Genomic DNA, 12057 nt, shown 5'->3' with positions numbered 1-12057 from the left:
GTCTCGGGGGGTGCTGCCCATGGTCGGTGAAGGCGTGGGGAGATTCCGCGGCATCGACGGGTCGCATGGCCGTGGCGGGGCCGATTCTCCCCGCGGCTTGACGCCCGGAGACCGCGGCGATCCGCCCGACCGGCCTCTACGCTGGACGGATGAGCGAGTTCACGGTGCGGCCTGCCACGACTCAGGATGTGCGCGGCATCCAGGCGATGCTGGAGCCGTTCGTGCAGCGCCGGATCCTGCTCGGCAAGGACCTCGTCGTGCTGTACGAGGCCACACAGCAGTTCGTCGTCGCCGAGAACTCCGCCGGCGAGCTCGTCGGCTGCGGCGCCCTGCACGTGATGTGGGAGGACCTCGGCGAGATCCGCACGCTCATCGTGGTGGACGAATGGCTGCATCGCGGCGTCGGCCGCGTCATCGTCGAGAGCCTCGAGGAGAACGCGCGGCGGCTCGGCCTCGCGCGGCTGTTCTGCCTCACGTTCGAGGTGGAGTTCTTCACGCGCCGCGGCTTCGCGCCGATCGGGGAGCAGGTCGTCGATCCCGACGTCTACTCGCAGCTGATCCGCTCTCCCGACGAGGGCGTCGCCGAGTTCCTCGACCTCGCGCACGTGAAGCCGAACACGCTCGGCAACACCCGCATGCTCAAGGTGCTGTGAACGGACGCGCCCGGCTCAGTCGAAGAGGTCGCTGAGCCAGTGCTCCTTCTTCTTGCGGCGATAGCCCTGGTCATGACCGGACTGGCCGCTGTATCGCGGGTCGTATCCCTGGCCGTAGGGGTCCTGCGCCGGCGGCGCATAGCCCTGCGGCGCGGGCTGCCCGCCATACCCGGGGGCGGCGGGCGCAGCGCTCTCGCGCGCGGCGCGCTCGAGGATCTTGTCGAGCTCGCCGCGGTCGAGCCACACGCCGCGGCAGGTCGGGCAGTAGTCGATCTGGACGCCGGAGCGCTCGCTCATCACGAGCACGGATCCATCGGTCGGGCACTTCATGAGGGTCCTCCTTGGGTCTCCTCGACCCTATCGACGGCGTCCATGCACCGGCTGTGAAGGCGGCGGTGCGGGCGCGCCGAGCGGGAGGGACGGATGCCTCCGCCTACCCTGGAATCATGACCGGCTCGACCCCCCGCAGGCGCCATTCCCCGGCGGTGTACCGACGCCGCCGGCTGCTCGTGCTGGTCGCGGTCGTCGTCGTGGTGGCCGTGGTGGTGTGGCTTCTGGTGTCGCAGCCCTGGCGGGGCGCGGCATCCGAGTCCGCCACGCCCGAGGTGTCGAAGACGACGGATGCCTCGTCCCTCCCTGTCCCGTCCGGTGAACCGACTCCGACGCCCACACCGACCCCGACGCCGACCGCTGAGGAGCAGAAGCCGAAGCCGAGTCCGTCGGGCTCGGCAACGGCGGTGCAGCCGTGCGTATCGCGTGACATCACCGTCGAGGCGGTCACGGACAGCAGCTCCTACTCGGCAGATCAGCAGCCCGCCTTCTCGATCAAGCTGACGAACAACGGCGCCGCGGACTGCACGATGAACGTCGGCACCACGACGCAGGTGTACACGGTGACCAGCGGGAGCGACATCTGGTGGCGCTCGACCGACTGCCAGAGCAAGCCGAGCGACATGATCGTGACGCTCGCGGCCGGCCAGTCGGTGTCGAGCGCGGAGCCGCTGGTGTGGGACCGCACGCGGTCCGCCGTCTCGACGTGCAAGGCCGACGACCGCCCGCGCGCGGCCGGCGGCGGCGCGTCGTATCACCTGGCCGTCGAGATCGGCGGGATCCAGTCGGTGCAGACGGCGCAGTTCCTGCTCTACTGACGAACCCCCTTCGCCGCTAGCGTGCAGCCCACGCGCGGGCGCGGCCGGGCGCCAGGGCATGGAAAAGGCCCCCGGGGTTGGGGACTCCCGGGGGCCTGCCATCGCCGATATAAGACTGGCGCCCCCAAGGCGCGATCTACGGCAATGAGTGAGAAGGTGCTGGGGACACCACTCTCTGAGATGCTGGGGACACCTAGCGTACAAGATTACGTGGGGGTTTCACGCGTGTCTGTCCCCACTTCGGAGGACAAAATGCTCAATGATGTGTGGTTTTGACGCTCTTTTGTCCCCCAAACGGGGGACACCGGTGTCCACAGACGGGGCGTAGCCTGTGGAGGAACTCCCGGTTGCGATTCGGCGGTTGTCCCCAGCAGCAGTCTCGTCCCCCTACGAGCAGCCGGTCCGCCGGGAGCGAGAAGGCCCTCTCGAGTCGATGGATTCCATCACCGAGGGGGCCGCTCGACGCCGCATGAGATGCGGGGCCGAAGCGTCCCCCCGGACCGCTCCGACCCCGCGCTGCCCCCTTGCAAGGGTCTCCCGCCGCGTGCTGTCGCCTACGGCTTGTCCCCGCCGAACATCTCGGACTCCATCGCGTCATATCCCTCGGACTGCGGGTCGCCGTGCTGACCGCCCGAGAGCGCGTACTCCTCCTCCGGCGAGAGCACGAGCCGGTGACGGAAGAACAGCGCAAACCCGATGAGGATGATCGCGTACACGACCCCGATCGCGATGATGGCCGGCAGGAACGTCGGGTTGAGCAGGAACCCGACGAAGATGAGCGCCGCGATGACCGCCGCCGCGACAGCTCCCGGGACGCCCCACGGGCTGCGGTACGGACGCTGGACGTCGGGGAACTTGCGGCGCAGGATGACGAACGAGATCATCTGCAGCAAGTAGGCCAGCACTGCGCCCCATACGGCGATGTTGAGGACGATCGCACCGGCGACCGCTCCCGCCCCCTCGCTCACAGCCGTGAGGACGTCGAGCACCAGGAGGGCGACGAAGCCGATCACCGCACCGACCACGAGCGCCACCCAGGGCGTCTGCCGCTTGCCGGTGAGGGAGAGGAACTTCGGATAGTAGCCGGCGCGTGACAGCGAGTACATGTTGCGGCCGTAGGCGAACATGATCCCCTGCAGCGACGCGAGCAGTCCGACGAGGGCGAACAGGGCGAGCACTGCGGCGAGGCCGTCTCCGACGATCGCACGGAACCCGTCGAGCAGCGGCTCCAGAGAGACGCCTGTCGCTGCGGCGCCGATCACGCCGGTGTTGAGCACCAGAACGAGCAGGCCCGTCACGATGAGGGTGCCGCGTGCCCAGAGGCCTGCGCGCGGGATGTCGCGCACCGGGTCATGCGACTCCTCGGCCGCGAGCGGCAGCTCCTCGATGCCGAGGAAGAACCACATCGCGAACGGGAGCGCGAACAGGATCGGGAACACGCCGTGCGGCAGGAATGCGGTCTGGCCCTCATCCGGCGGGATGTCCCACAGCGCATCCCATGAGAACGCGCCCGAGAAGATCGCCATCGCCGAGAAGACGAGGATGATGCCGATCGAGATGATCGAGACGACGATCGCGAACTTGAACGAGATGTTCGCACCGGCCGCGTTCAGGGCGATGAACACGACGTAGAGGATGATCCACCACACCCAGAACGGCAGCGAGAAGCCGAGCAGCTCGGCTGTGATGAAGTCGGCGTACTGCGCCGAGAAGAAGACGATGACCGCCGTGGTGGCGACGTATTCGATCGTCTCGGCCGCGCCCGTCACGAGGCCGCCCCACGGGCCCATCGCCGACCGCGCGAAGGAGTACGCGCCGCCGGTGTGCGGCATCGCGGCCGCCATCTCGCCGATCGAGAAGATCATGCCGTAGTACATGATCACGAGGATCGCGAAGGCGATGACCATGCCTCCGAACCCCGCGAAGTCGATGCCGAAGTTCCAGCCCGAGAAGTCGCCGGAGATGACGGCGGCGACCGCGAGTCCCCATAGCCCCCAGACGCCGGCCGATCGCTTCAGTGTCCGCTTCTGGAAGTAGTCCTGACCGGCTCGCGTATAGGTCGCCCCGGCGACCTTGGCGGAACCATCGCTCGATTGTGACATCGATCCTCCGTGCACTCGGGTGCGACGCGGGGGGTGCGTCTTGCGCATGATTGTGGCGCTTATTGGTGGGCTGTGTCTACCTTTGGGGAAGAAATTCTCGTTACAGTGGAGCGGAGCGCGGCGGACCTTGCCGCGCTCGCCGCGCGGGCCAGGAGGACGAACGCATGCCGGGGAATCTCACCTATGAGCAGCTCGATGCGGCGATCGCCGCGGGCGAGATCGACACGGTCATCGTCGCCTTCGCCGACGCCCAGGGCCGACTCGTCGGCAAGCGCGTCTCGGCGCGGCTGTTCCAGGAAGAGGTGCGGGACCACGGCGCGGAGGCCTGCAACTACCTCCTCTCGGTCGACGTCGACATGAACACCGTCGACGGCTACGCGATGTCGAGCTGGGAGAAGGGATACGGCGACATGATGCTGCTGACCGATCCCGCCACGCTCCGCCGCGTGCCGTGGGTTGCGGGCAGCGCCCTGGTCATGGCCGACCTCGGGTGGGAGAACGGCGACCCGGTCGTGCAGTCGCCGCGCGACATCCTGAAGCGTCAGCGTGCGCGCCTCGCCGACCGCGGGCTCGTCGCCTACTCGGGCACGGAGCTCGAGTTCATCGTCTTCGACGACTCGTATCGGGATGCCTGGGCCAAGGGCTACCGGGACCTCACGCCGTCGACCGACTACAACGTCGACTACGACCTCCTCGCCTCGGGCCGTCTCGAGCCGCTGCTGCGCGACATCCGCCTCAGCATGGATGGCGCGGGCCTGTACACCGAGGGCGTGAAGGGGGAGTGCAACTTCGGCCAGCAGGAGATCGCGTTCCGGTTCGCGGAGGTGCTCGAGACCGCCGATCAGCACACGATCTACAAGAACGGCGCCAAGTCGATCGCGGACGCGCACGGCAAGTCGATCACGTTCATGGCCAAGTTCAACGAGCGCGAGGGCAACAGCTGCCACATCCACCTGTCGCTGCGCGGTGACGACGGGACGCCCGTCATGGCCGGGGACGGCGCGCACGGCTTTAGCCCGCTGATGGAGCACTGGATCGCCGGCATCCTGGCGACACTGCGGGAGTTCACGCTGCTCTACGCGCCGACCATCAACTCCTACAAGCGCTACGCCAAGGGCTCGTTCGCGCCGACCGGCGTCGCCTGGGGGGTCGACAACCGCACCTGCGCACTGCGCATCGTCGGCCACGGCTCGTCGCTGCGGGTCGAGAACCGCGTGCCCGGCGGCGACGTCAACCCGTACCTCGGGATCGCCGCGATCATCGCCGGCGGCCTGCACGGCGTAGAGAACGAGCTCCCGCTCCCCGAGCCGCTCACCGGCAACGCGTACGCGGCCGGTGTCGACCACCTGCCCACCACGCTGCGCGAGGCGGCGCTGCTGTTCGACCGGTCCGAGGTCGCCCGCTCGGCGTTCGGCGACGACATGGTCGACCACTATCTGAACCAGGCGCGCATCGAGGTCGAGGCTTACGACGCCGCCGTGACCGACTGGGAGAGGGTGCGGGGCTTTGAGCGCCTCTGAACGGCCGGTCATCGGCCTCACGACGTACCTCGAGCAGGCGAAGCAGGGGGTGTGGGACGTGCGGGCGGCGTTCCTGCCGCAGCAGTACTTCGACGCGGTGACCGCCTCGGGCGGGATCGCCGTGCTGCTGCCGCCGCAGCCGGAACCGGATGCCGCGGCCCCGGCGGTGCTCGAGGGACTCGACGGTCTCATCCTCACCGGCGGCCTCGACGTGCAGCCCGAGCTCTACGGCGCGGAGCGGCATCCGCTCACCGACCCGGCGCGACCCGATCGCGACGCGTGGGAGCTCGCGCTCTTCCGCGGCGCCGAGGAGCGACGGATGCCGGTCCTCGCCATCTGCCGCGGGCTGCAGCTCGTCAACGTCGCGCGCGGCGGAACGCTGCACCAGCATCTGCCTGAGGCGCTGGGGACCGAGCGGTACCGCATCGGCGGTGGCGTCTTCGCGACGAACGAGGTGACGGTCGACGACGATTCGCTGCTCGCCGGGATGGTGGGCGCCGGCACGATCGACGTGCACAGCTACCACCACCAGGGCGTCGACCGGCTCGGCGAGGGGCTCGTCGTGAGCGCACGCACCGACGACGGGCTCGTGCAGGCGTTCGAAGCCGAGGGCGAGCACTATCTCGTCGGGGTGCAGTGGCATCCCGAGGAGAACGCCGAGGACCGCCGCCTCTTCGCGGGACTGGTGGGCGAGGCATCCGTCTACGCCGCTCGCACGCACCGTGCGGGGGTCTCGGCATGAGCGCGACCTTCACCCTGATCGACCCGTCGACGGGGCGCGGGTTCCGCGAGGTGCCCCGCGCGTCGGTCGAGGAGGTGGATGCCGCGATCGCCCGGGCCGTCGAGACCCAGCGGGGATGGGCCGGCCTCGCGCCGGTGGCCCGCGCCGACGCCCTCCGCCGGTTCGCCCGCGCCGTCGAGGAGCATGTCGAGGAGCTCGCGCAGCTCGAGGTGCTCAACTCGGGGCATCCGATCGAGTCCGCCCGGTGGGAGGCGTCGCACGTCGCCCAGGTGCTCAACTTCTACGCCGGAGCGCCCGAGCGGCTGAGCGGCCAGCAGATCCCGGTCGCGGGCGGCCTCGACGTCACCTTCCACGAGCCGTACGGCGTCGTCGGGATCATCGTGCCCTGGAACTTCCCGATGACGATCGCGTCGTGGGGATTCGCCCCGGCGCTCGCCGCGGGCAACGCCGTCGTGCTCAAGCCCGCCGAGCTGACACCGCTCACCGCGGTGCGACTCGGCGAGCTCGCGGTCGAGGCGGGCCTGCCCGAGGGGCTCTTCGCCGTCGTGACCGGGTCGGGCTCGGTCGTCGGCCAGCGGTTCGTCGAGCACCCCGCCGTGCGGAAGGTCGTGTTCACCGGCTCGACCGAGGTCGGCGTCGAGGTCGCGGCCGGCTGTGCGCGGGGCCTCAAGCCGGTGACGCTCGAGCTCGGCGGCAAGAGCGCCAACATCGTCTTCGAGGACGCCGATCTCGAGCGCGCCGCAGCGGCCGCCCCCGGCGCCGTGTTCGACAACGCCGGGCAGGACTGCTGCGCCCGCAGCCGCATTCTCGTGCAGCGGTCGGTGTACGACCGCTTCCTCGAGCTGCTCGAGCCCGCGGTGCGGGAGTGGCGCGTCGGCGAGCCGACGCTGGAGTCGACCCAGATGGGGCCGCTCATCTCGGCCGGTCACCGCGACAGCGTCGCCGGCTTCCTCGACGGCGCCGACGTGGCGTTCCGCGGCACGGCGCCCGAGGGCGACGGCTTCTGGTTCGCGCCCGCCGTCGTGCTCGCCGAGCCTGGCGACCGCATCGCCCAGGAGGAAGTGTTCGGGCCGGTCGTGGCGGTGCTTCCGTTCGACGACGAAGCGGACGGCATTCGTCTGGCCAACGACACGATCTACGGCCTCGCCGGCTCGATCTGGACCGAGAACCTCCGCCGCGCCGTGCGCGTCTCGCGCGCCGTCAAGAGCGGCGTGCTGTCGGTCAACTCGCACTCCTCGGTGCGGTACTGGACCCCCTTCGGCGGCATGAAGGCCTCGGGCCTCGGCCGCGAGCTCGGACCCGACGCGGCCGAGCACTTCACCGAGACCAAGAACGTCTTCTTCGCGACGGATGCCTCGTGAGCGGCATCCTGCGGAACACGCACCAGAGAGGAACCCCGAGATGGATCTGACGCAGCGCCTGAAGGACCGGGTGGCGATCATCACCGGAGGGGCATCCGGCATCGGCTTCGCCACGGCCCGGCGGTTCGCGGCGGAGGGCGCGAAGGTCGTGATCGCCGATGTCGATCCGACGTCGGGGGAGGCCGCCGCGGCCGAGGTGGGCGGCGTCTACCGGCACGTGGACGTCGCGGACGAGGCATCCGTCAACGCGCTGTTCGACGGCGTGGCCGCCGACCTCGGCAGCGTCGACATCGCCTTCAACAACGCCGGCATCTCGCCCGCCGACGACGACTCGATCGAGACGACCGAGCTGCCGGCGTGGGAACGCGTGCAGGACGTGAACCTGAAGAGCGTCTACCTCTGCTCGCGTGCGGCGCTGCGGCACATGGTCCCGGCAGGGCGAGGGTCGATCATCAACACGGCCTCGTTCGTCGCGCTGCTCGGGTCGGCCACGTCGCAGATCTCGTACACGGCCTCGAAGGGCGGCGTGCTGGCGATGACGCGCGAGCTCGGGGTGCAGTTCGCCCGGCAGGGGATCCGCGTGAACGCCCTGTGCCCGGGTCCGGTGAACACGCCCCTGCTCCAGGAGCTCTTCGCCAAGGACCCCGAGCGGGCCCAGCGCCGGCTCGTGCACGTGCCGATGGGCCGCTTCGCGGAGCCCGAGGAGCTCGCCGCCGCGGTCGCGTTCCTCGCCTCGGACGACGCCTCCTTCATCACCGCCACCGCCTTCGTCGTCGACGGCGGCATCAGCAACGCCTATGTGACACCGCTGTGAGCGAGACGTCGCTGCGCGCGGTGCGCCGGGCCGTGTACCGGCCGGTTCGCGAGGGCAATGCCCTCGAGGACACCGTCGCGCGCCTGGTGCAGACGATCCGGCTGGGCGTCGTGGCTCCGGGGGAGTCGCTGCCGCCGGAGCGGGAACTCGCCGCGCTGTACGCGGTCAGCCGCGACACGGTGCGCGAGGCGATCCGCGAGCTCGCCGACACCGGCTATCTCGTCCGGCGCCGCGGACGGTACGGCGGAACCTTCGTCGCCGATCCGCTGCCGCAGCCGCCGCACCCGGGCGACGTCGATCCGGCCGAGCTCGACGACGTCCTCGGACTGCGCCGCGTGCTGGAGGCAGGAGCCGCCAGAGCGGCCGCGTCGCGCACGCTCGAGCCGTCGCAGCGGGACGATCTGTGGGCGCGGTACGAGTCGGTGACCGAGGCATCCGAACCCGACTACCGCCGCCTCGACACCCTGCTGCACCTCGCGATCGCCGAGGTAGCCGGCATCCCGTCCCTCGTCGCCCTGGCCGCGGAGAACCGGGCTCAGGTGAACGCGTGGCTCGACACGTTCCCGCTCCTGCCGCGCAACATCGAGCACTCCAACGCTCAGCACGAGCGCATCGTGACGGCGATCCTGGCAGGACGAGCGGATGCCGCCGAGGCTGCCATCCTCGACCACCTGGCCGGGTCGGAGGCCCTGCTGCGCGGCTTCCTGCTCTGAGCTCGCCGGTTCGGCGGCTGTGCCGAGTCGGACTGCCGACGTGCTGGTTCGGGTCGTTTCAGCGAGCTCGGAGCAGCCTGAACTGGCGGCTCGGGGCCAGGGTGGCGGGCGTCTACGCTGGAGGGATGGCCGGCAAGAAGCGCGCGAAGAAGGAGCTGGAGTTCCGCAACACGCAGCTCTCGGACGCGCTCCAGACGCAGGACATGGCCGCCGTCGCCTTCGCGCTCCGGCATGGACCGACCGTCGTGCCGCTGATGCGCCCCGGCCACCGCGACAACCCGCTCGATGTGGGCGAGGTCTGGACCTACCGCGATCCGCGCACCGGCGACGTCGCGCTCCTGCTGTTCAGCGACGCCGCGCACAAGCCCGACACGCTGCCGCCGGGGGTCGCGCTGCAGTCGCCGGCGTGGCTCCGCTCCTTCCTCGGCGCCCACGAGGACGAGATCACGACGGTCTTCTTCGACATCGCCGGGCCGCATCCGCTGCAGGCCTCGCCCACTGATCTGATCGCCGCGCTCGACGCCTGACGCGGGGTGGGTGGCCGGCGCGGGTTCCCGCCGCTCCGCGCCGCTTCCCGCCTCTCCGCTCCGCTCCGCTTCCCTCCGCTTCGCCGCTCCGCTCCGCCGCGCCGAATTGCGGTGTTCGCGGGCGGCGCATCGCACTTCGGCGCGGCTGAGTTCGTGGGACGCTACGCGGACGGCGATCCCATCCAGGTCGGCGGCGGCACGATGAACGGCACGACCGCCGGCTCGGCGGGAGCCGACATGTACATTCCGGACGGATGCCCCGACCTGCCGCTCTGGGCGGCTTCACCGCCGTTCGAGGCTTAGAACTCCGGGATGTCGCCGCCGCGGACCGGTCGGACCCGCGCGCGGACGTCGTTGAGCGCGCCGCGGAGCGTGCCCGACCGGCCGTCGATGACGTCGGTGTAGCCGAGCCGTGCGGCCTCGCTGCGGCGCTGCGCGGCTTGCGTCACCGGCCGCACCTCACCGGCGAGGCTGAGCTCTCCGACCGCGGCGAGGGTCTTCGGCGTGGACTCGTTGGTCACCGCGCCCGCCACGGCCACCGCGATGGCCAGGTCGGCCGCCGGCTCGGTGAACCGCACGCCGCCGACCGTCGAGACGTACACGTCCTTATCGCTCGTCTTGATGCCGCCCCGCTTCTCGAGCACGGCCAGCACCATCGCGACCCGCGCCGCATCGACACCGTTCACGATGCGCCGCGGGTTCGGGCTCGTCGCCGTGATCGTCAGCGCCTGCACCTCGACGGGCATCGCCCGACGGCCCTCGAGCGCGATGGCGACGCACGTGCCCGGCTCGGGGGAGCCGTGCCCGAGGAACAGCGCGCTGGGGTCGGGGACTTCGGCGATGCCGGCGCCGGTCATGTCGAAGCATCCGACCTCGTCCGTCGGGCCGAAGCGGTTCTTGAGTGCGCGCACGAAGCGCAGCGAGGTCTGCCGGTCGCCCTCGAAGTGGCACACGACGTCGACGAGGTGCTCGAGGATGCGCGGGCCGGCGATCGAGCCGTCTTTCGTGACGTGCCCGACGATGATGACGGGCAGCCCGCGCTCCTTCGCGACCCGGATGAGCGTCGACGCCACCTCGCGCACTTGGGAGGGATGCCCCGCCATGCCCTCGGACAGCGACGAGGCGACCGTCTGCACCGAGTCGACGATCAGCAGGTCGGGCCGCACCTCGTCGACGTGCCCGAGGATGGTCGCCAGGTCGGTCTCGCTGGCGAGGTAGAGCTCGTCGTGGAGGGCTCCGGTGCGCTCGGCGCGCAGCCGCACCTGCGCCGTGGACTCCTCGGCGCTCGCGTAGAGCACGCGCCGCCCGGCCTTCGCCGACTGGGCCGCGACCTCGAGCAGCAGGGTCGACTTGCCCACCCCCGGCTCACCCGACAGCAGGATCGCCGCGCCGGGCACCACGCCACCCCCCAGCACCCGGTCGAACTCGCCCACCCCGCTCGTGCGGCGCGGTGCGTCGGTCGTGTCGATGCTCGTGATGGGGCGCGCCGCGCGGGCGGCGCCGGGGGAGACAGGCGTGACCGACCGCACGAGGCCGGTGGACTCGGATGCCTCCACCACAGTGCCCCACTGCTGGCACTCGCCGCAGCGCCCGACCCACTTGATGGTCGTCCACCCGCACTCGGTGCATCGGTAGGGAGCCGTCTGCGTGGGGCGTCGGGAGGCGGCCATGGCACTCAGCGTACGTCGGGCCCGCGACATCGGCCCACGGCGCGGCGTAGGGTGACGGCATGCGCGTGGATGCGGCATCCCGATTCATCGCGGCGGAGCCCGCGGACGTATTCCGGGCCTTCCTTCAACCGGAGCTGATGCTGGAGTGGATGCCGCCCGACGGCATGACCGGAAGGTTCGAGGAGTTCGACGCCCACACCGGCTACCGCATGGTGCTGCGGTACCTCGAGCCGCCCGAGGGAGGCGGCAAGGCGAGCGCCGACGAGGATGTCACGGCCGTGCGCCGCGTGCGGGTCGAGCCGTCCGAGCTCATCGTGGAGGAGGTCGACTTTCCCTCCGACGACCCCGCCTTCGCGGGGACGATGGCCCTGACGTGGGTCTTCACCGAGGGGGACGGCGGCACCTACGTCGACGTCGAGGCCACGGACGTGCCCTCCGGGATCGCCCCCCGCGACCACGTGGCCGGCCTCGAGTCGTCGCTGGCGAACCTCGCCCGTCTCGTCGAGGGCGGGTAGGCGCGGCCGCGGCCCCCGCTTCGACCCGCCCTAACTCCTCAGAAAGCGGCGGAATCGGCGCTCGAGGCGCGTCGGCGCGGCCTTTCCGGCCGAATCATGAGGAGTTCGTGCGCCCGCGTCAGCCCTGCCATCGGGGCAAGCCGCGGCCGCGGTCTCGGTCGCGGCGTCGGCTGATTCCGGCGACCTTCGGCGCATAACTCCTGCACTTCGGGCGGCGGGGGGCTGATTTCGGGGCTTTTCGCGGGTTTGGCGGCGCAACTGCAGGAGTTAGACGCCCTGGGCTGGCGGAGCC

The 12057-nt window shown here is 70.6% G+C and carries 13 protein-coding genes; 10 read left to right on the top strand and 3 right to left on the bottom strand.

What is annotated here, in order from left to right:
• Window positions 1–149: 149 nt before the first annotated feature.
• On the top strand, window positions 150–653 hold the full coding sequence (locus tag ACE3O1_RS00855) for an amino-acid N-acetyltransferase (RefSeq protein ID WP_374311468.1): 504 nt from the start codon (window positions 150–152) through the stop codon (window positions 651–653).
• A gap of 15 nt (window positions 654–668) precedes the next feature.
• Here the strand turns inward: ACE3O1_RS00855 and ACE3O1_RS00850 are convergent, their stop codons facing one another.
• A complete protein-coding gene (locus tag ACE3O1_RS00850) occupies window positions 669–983 on the bottom strand; it encodes a zf-TFIIB domain-containing protein (RefSeq protein WP_374311466.1) in 315 nt (104 codons plus the stop codon).
• 116 nt (window positions 984–1099) lie between these two features.
• Here ACE3O1_RS00850 and ACE3O1_RS00845 point away from each other — a divergent pair, with 116 nt between their 5' ends.
• Window positions 1100–1801, top strand: coding sequence for a hypothetical protein (locus ACE3O1_RS00845; RefSeq protein ID WP_374311464.1), 702 nt, complete (start codon window positions 1100–1102; stop codon window positions 1799–1801).
• A gap of 554 nt (window positions 1802–2355) precedes the next feature.
• On the opposite strand, the gene ACE3O1_RS00840 is transcribed toward ACE3O1_RS00845, so the two are convergent.
• Window positions 2356–3903, bottom strand: a complete 1548-nt coding sequence (locus ACE3O1_RS00840; protein ID WP_374311462.1) for an amino acid permease — start codon at window positions 3901–3903, stop codon at window positions 2356–2358.
• Between the two features lie 164 nt (window positions 3904–4067).
• Here ACE3O1_RS00840 and ACE3O1_RS00835 point away from each other — a divergent pair, with 164 nt between their 5' ends.
• The 7 genes from ACE3O1_RS00835 (at window position 4068) to ACE3O1_RS00805 (ending at window position 9883) form a co-directional block, all read left to right on the top strand.
• Window positions 4068–5423: a glutamine synthetase family protein gene (locus ACE3O1_RS00835; protein WP_374311460.1), complete on the top strand. Its 1356-nt coding sequence runs from the start codon at window positions 4068–4070 to the stop codon at window positions 5421–5423.
• Window positions 5410–6165 (top strand): gamma-glutamyl-gamma-aminobutyrate hydrolase family protein, encoded by a 756-nt coding sequence (locus ACE3O1_RS00830; protein ID WP_374311458.1) that lies wholly within the window; start codon window positions 5410–5412, stop codon window positions 6163–6165. The genes ACE3O1_RS00835 and ACE3O1_RS00830 overlap by 14 nt, the downstream gene beginning before the upstream one ends.
• Window positions 6162–7526: an aldehyde dehydrogenase gene (locus ACE3O1_RS00825; protein WP_374311456.1), complete on the top strand. Its 1365-nt coding sequence runs from the start codon at window positions 6162–6164 to the stop codon at window positions 7524–7526. The genes ACE3O1_RS00830 and ACE3O1_RS00825 overlap by 4 nt, the downstream gene beginning before the upstream one ends.
• 40 nt (window positions 7527–7566) lie before the next feature.
• Entirely contained in the window at window positions 7567–8340 is a 774-nt protein-coding gene (locus tag ACE3O1_RS00820; RefSeq protein WP_374311454.1) for a 3-oxoacyl-ACP reductase, read from the top strand.
• Window positions 8337–9053 carry a FadR/GntR family transcriptional regulator gene (locus ACE3O1_RS00815; RefSeq protein ID WP_374311452.1) on the top strand — a complete coding sequence of 239 codons (717 nt, stop codon included), beginning with the start codon at window positions 8337–8339 and terminating at the stop codon, window positions 9051–9053. Before ACE3O1_RS00820 ends, ACE3O1_RS00815 begins: the two co-directional genes overlap by 4 nt.
• 125 nt (window positions 9054–9178) lie before the next feature.
• Window positions 9179–9580, top strand: coding sequence for a dehydrogenase (locus tag ACE3O1_RS00810; RefSeq protein ID WP_374311450.1), 402 nt, complete (start codon window positions 9179–9181; stop codon window positions 9578–9580).
• Between the two features lie 153 nt (window positions 9581–9733).
• The gene (locus ACE3O1_RS00805) at window positions 9734–9883 is read left to right on the top strand and encodes a hypothetical protein (protein WP_374311448.1); all 150 of its coding nucleotides are present in this window, start codon (window positions 9734–9736) and stop codon (window positions 9881–9883) included.
• On the opposite strand, the gene radA is transcribed toward ACE3O1_RS00805, so the two are convergent.
• Window positions 9880–11250, bottom strand: a complete 1371-nt coding sequence (radA, locus tag ACE3O1_RS00800) for a DNA repair protein RadA (protein ID WP_374311446.1) — start codon at window positions 11248–11250, stop codon at window positions 9880–9882. The two genes, ACE3O1_RS00805 and radA, sit on opposite strands and share 4 nt — an antisense overlap.
• A gap of 59 nt (window positions 11251–11309) precedes the next feature.
• Between radA and ACE3O1_RS00795 the strand changes: the two genes are divergently transcribed.
• Window positions 11310–11765 carry an SRPBCC domain-containing protein gene (locus ACE3O1_RS00795; RefSeq protein ID WP_374311444.1) on the top strand — a complete coding sequence of 152 codons (456 nt, stop codon included), beginning with the start codon at window positions 11310–11312 and terminating at the stop codon, window positions 11763–11765.
• Window positions 11766–12057 lie beyond the last annotated feature (292 nt).

The organism is Microbacterium sp. (genome assembly GCF_041909575.1).
Classification (GTDB): domain Bacteria; phylum Actinomycetota; class Actinomycetes; order Actinomycetales; family Microbacteriaceae; genus Microbacterium.
Note: the sequence above shows the minus strand (reverse complement) of the source record. Positions and strands in the feature narration are given on the sequence as shown.

Bases quoted from the DNA above. Each gene is read 5' to 3' on its own strand.
- ACE3O1_RS00855 (WP_374311468.1), top strand. From the start codon at position 150: ATGAGCGAGTTCACGGTGCGGCCTGCCACGACTCAGGATGTGCGCGGC.
- ACE3O1_RS00850 (WP_374311466.1), bottom strand. From the start codon at position 983: ATGAAGTGCCCGACCGATGGATCCGTGCTCGTGATGAGCGAGCGCTCC.
- ACE3O1_RS00845 (WP_374311464.1), top strand. From the start codon at position 1,100: ATGACCGGCTCGACCCCCCGCAGGCGCCATTCCCCGGCGGTGTACCGA.
- ACE3O1_RS00840 (WP_374311462.1), bottom strand. From the start codon at position 3,903: ATGTCACAATCGAGCGATGGTTCCGCCAAGGTCGCCGGGGCGACCTAT.
- ACE3O1_RS00835 (WP_374311460.1), top strand. From the start codon at position 4,068: ATGCCGGGGAATCTCACCTATGAGCAGCTCGATGCGGCGATCGCCGCG.
- ACE3O1_RS00825 (WP_374311456.1), top strand. From the start codon at position 6,162: ATGAGCGCGACCTTCACCCTGATCGACCCGTCGACGGGGCGCGGGTTC.
- ACE3O1_RS00820 (WP_374311454.1), top strand. From the start codon at position 7,567: ATGGATCTGACGCAGCGCCTGAAGGACCGGGTGGCGATCATCACCGGA.
- ACE3O1_RS00810 (WP_374311450.1), top strand. From the start codon at position 9,179: ATGGCCGGCAAGAAGCGCGCGAAGAAGGAGCTGGAGTTCCGCAACACG.
- radA (WP_374311446.1), bottom strand. From the start codon at position 11,250: ATGGCCGCCTCCCGACGCCCCACGCAGACGGCTCCCTACCGATGCACC.
- ACE3O1_RS00795 (WP_374311444.1), top strand. From the start codon at position 11,310: ATGCGCGTGGATGCGGCATCCCGATTCATCGCGGCGGAGCCCGCGGAC.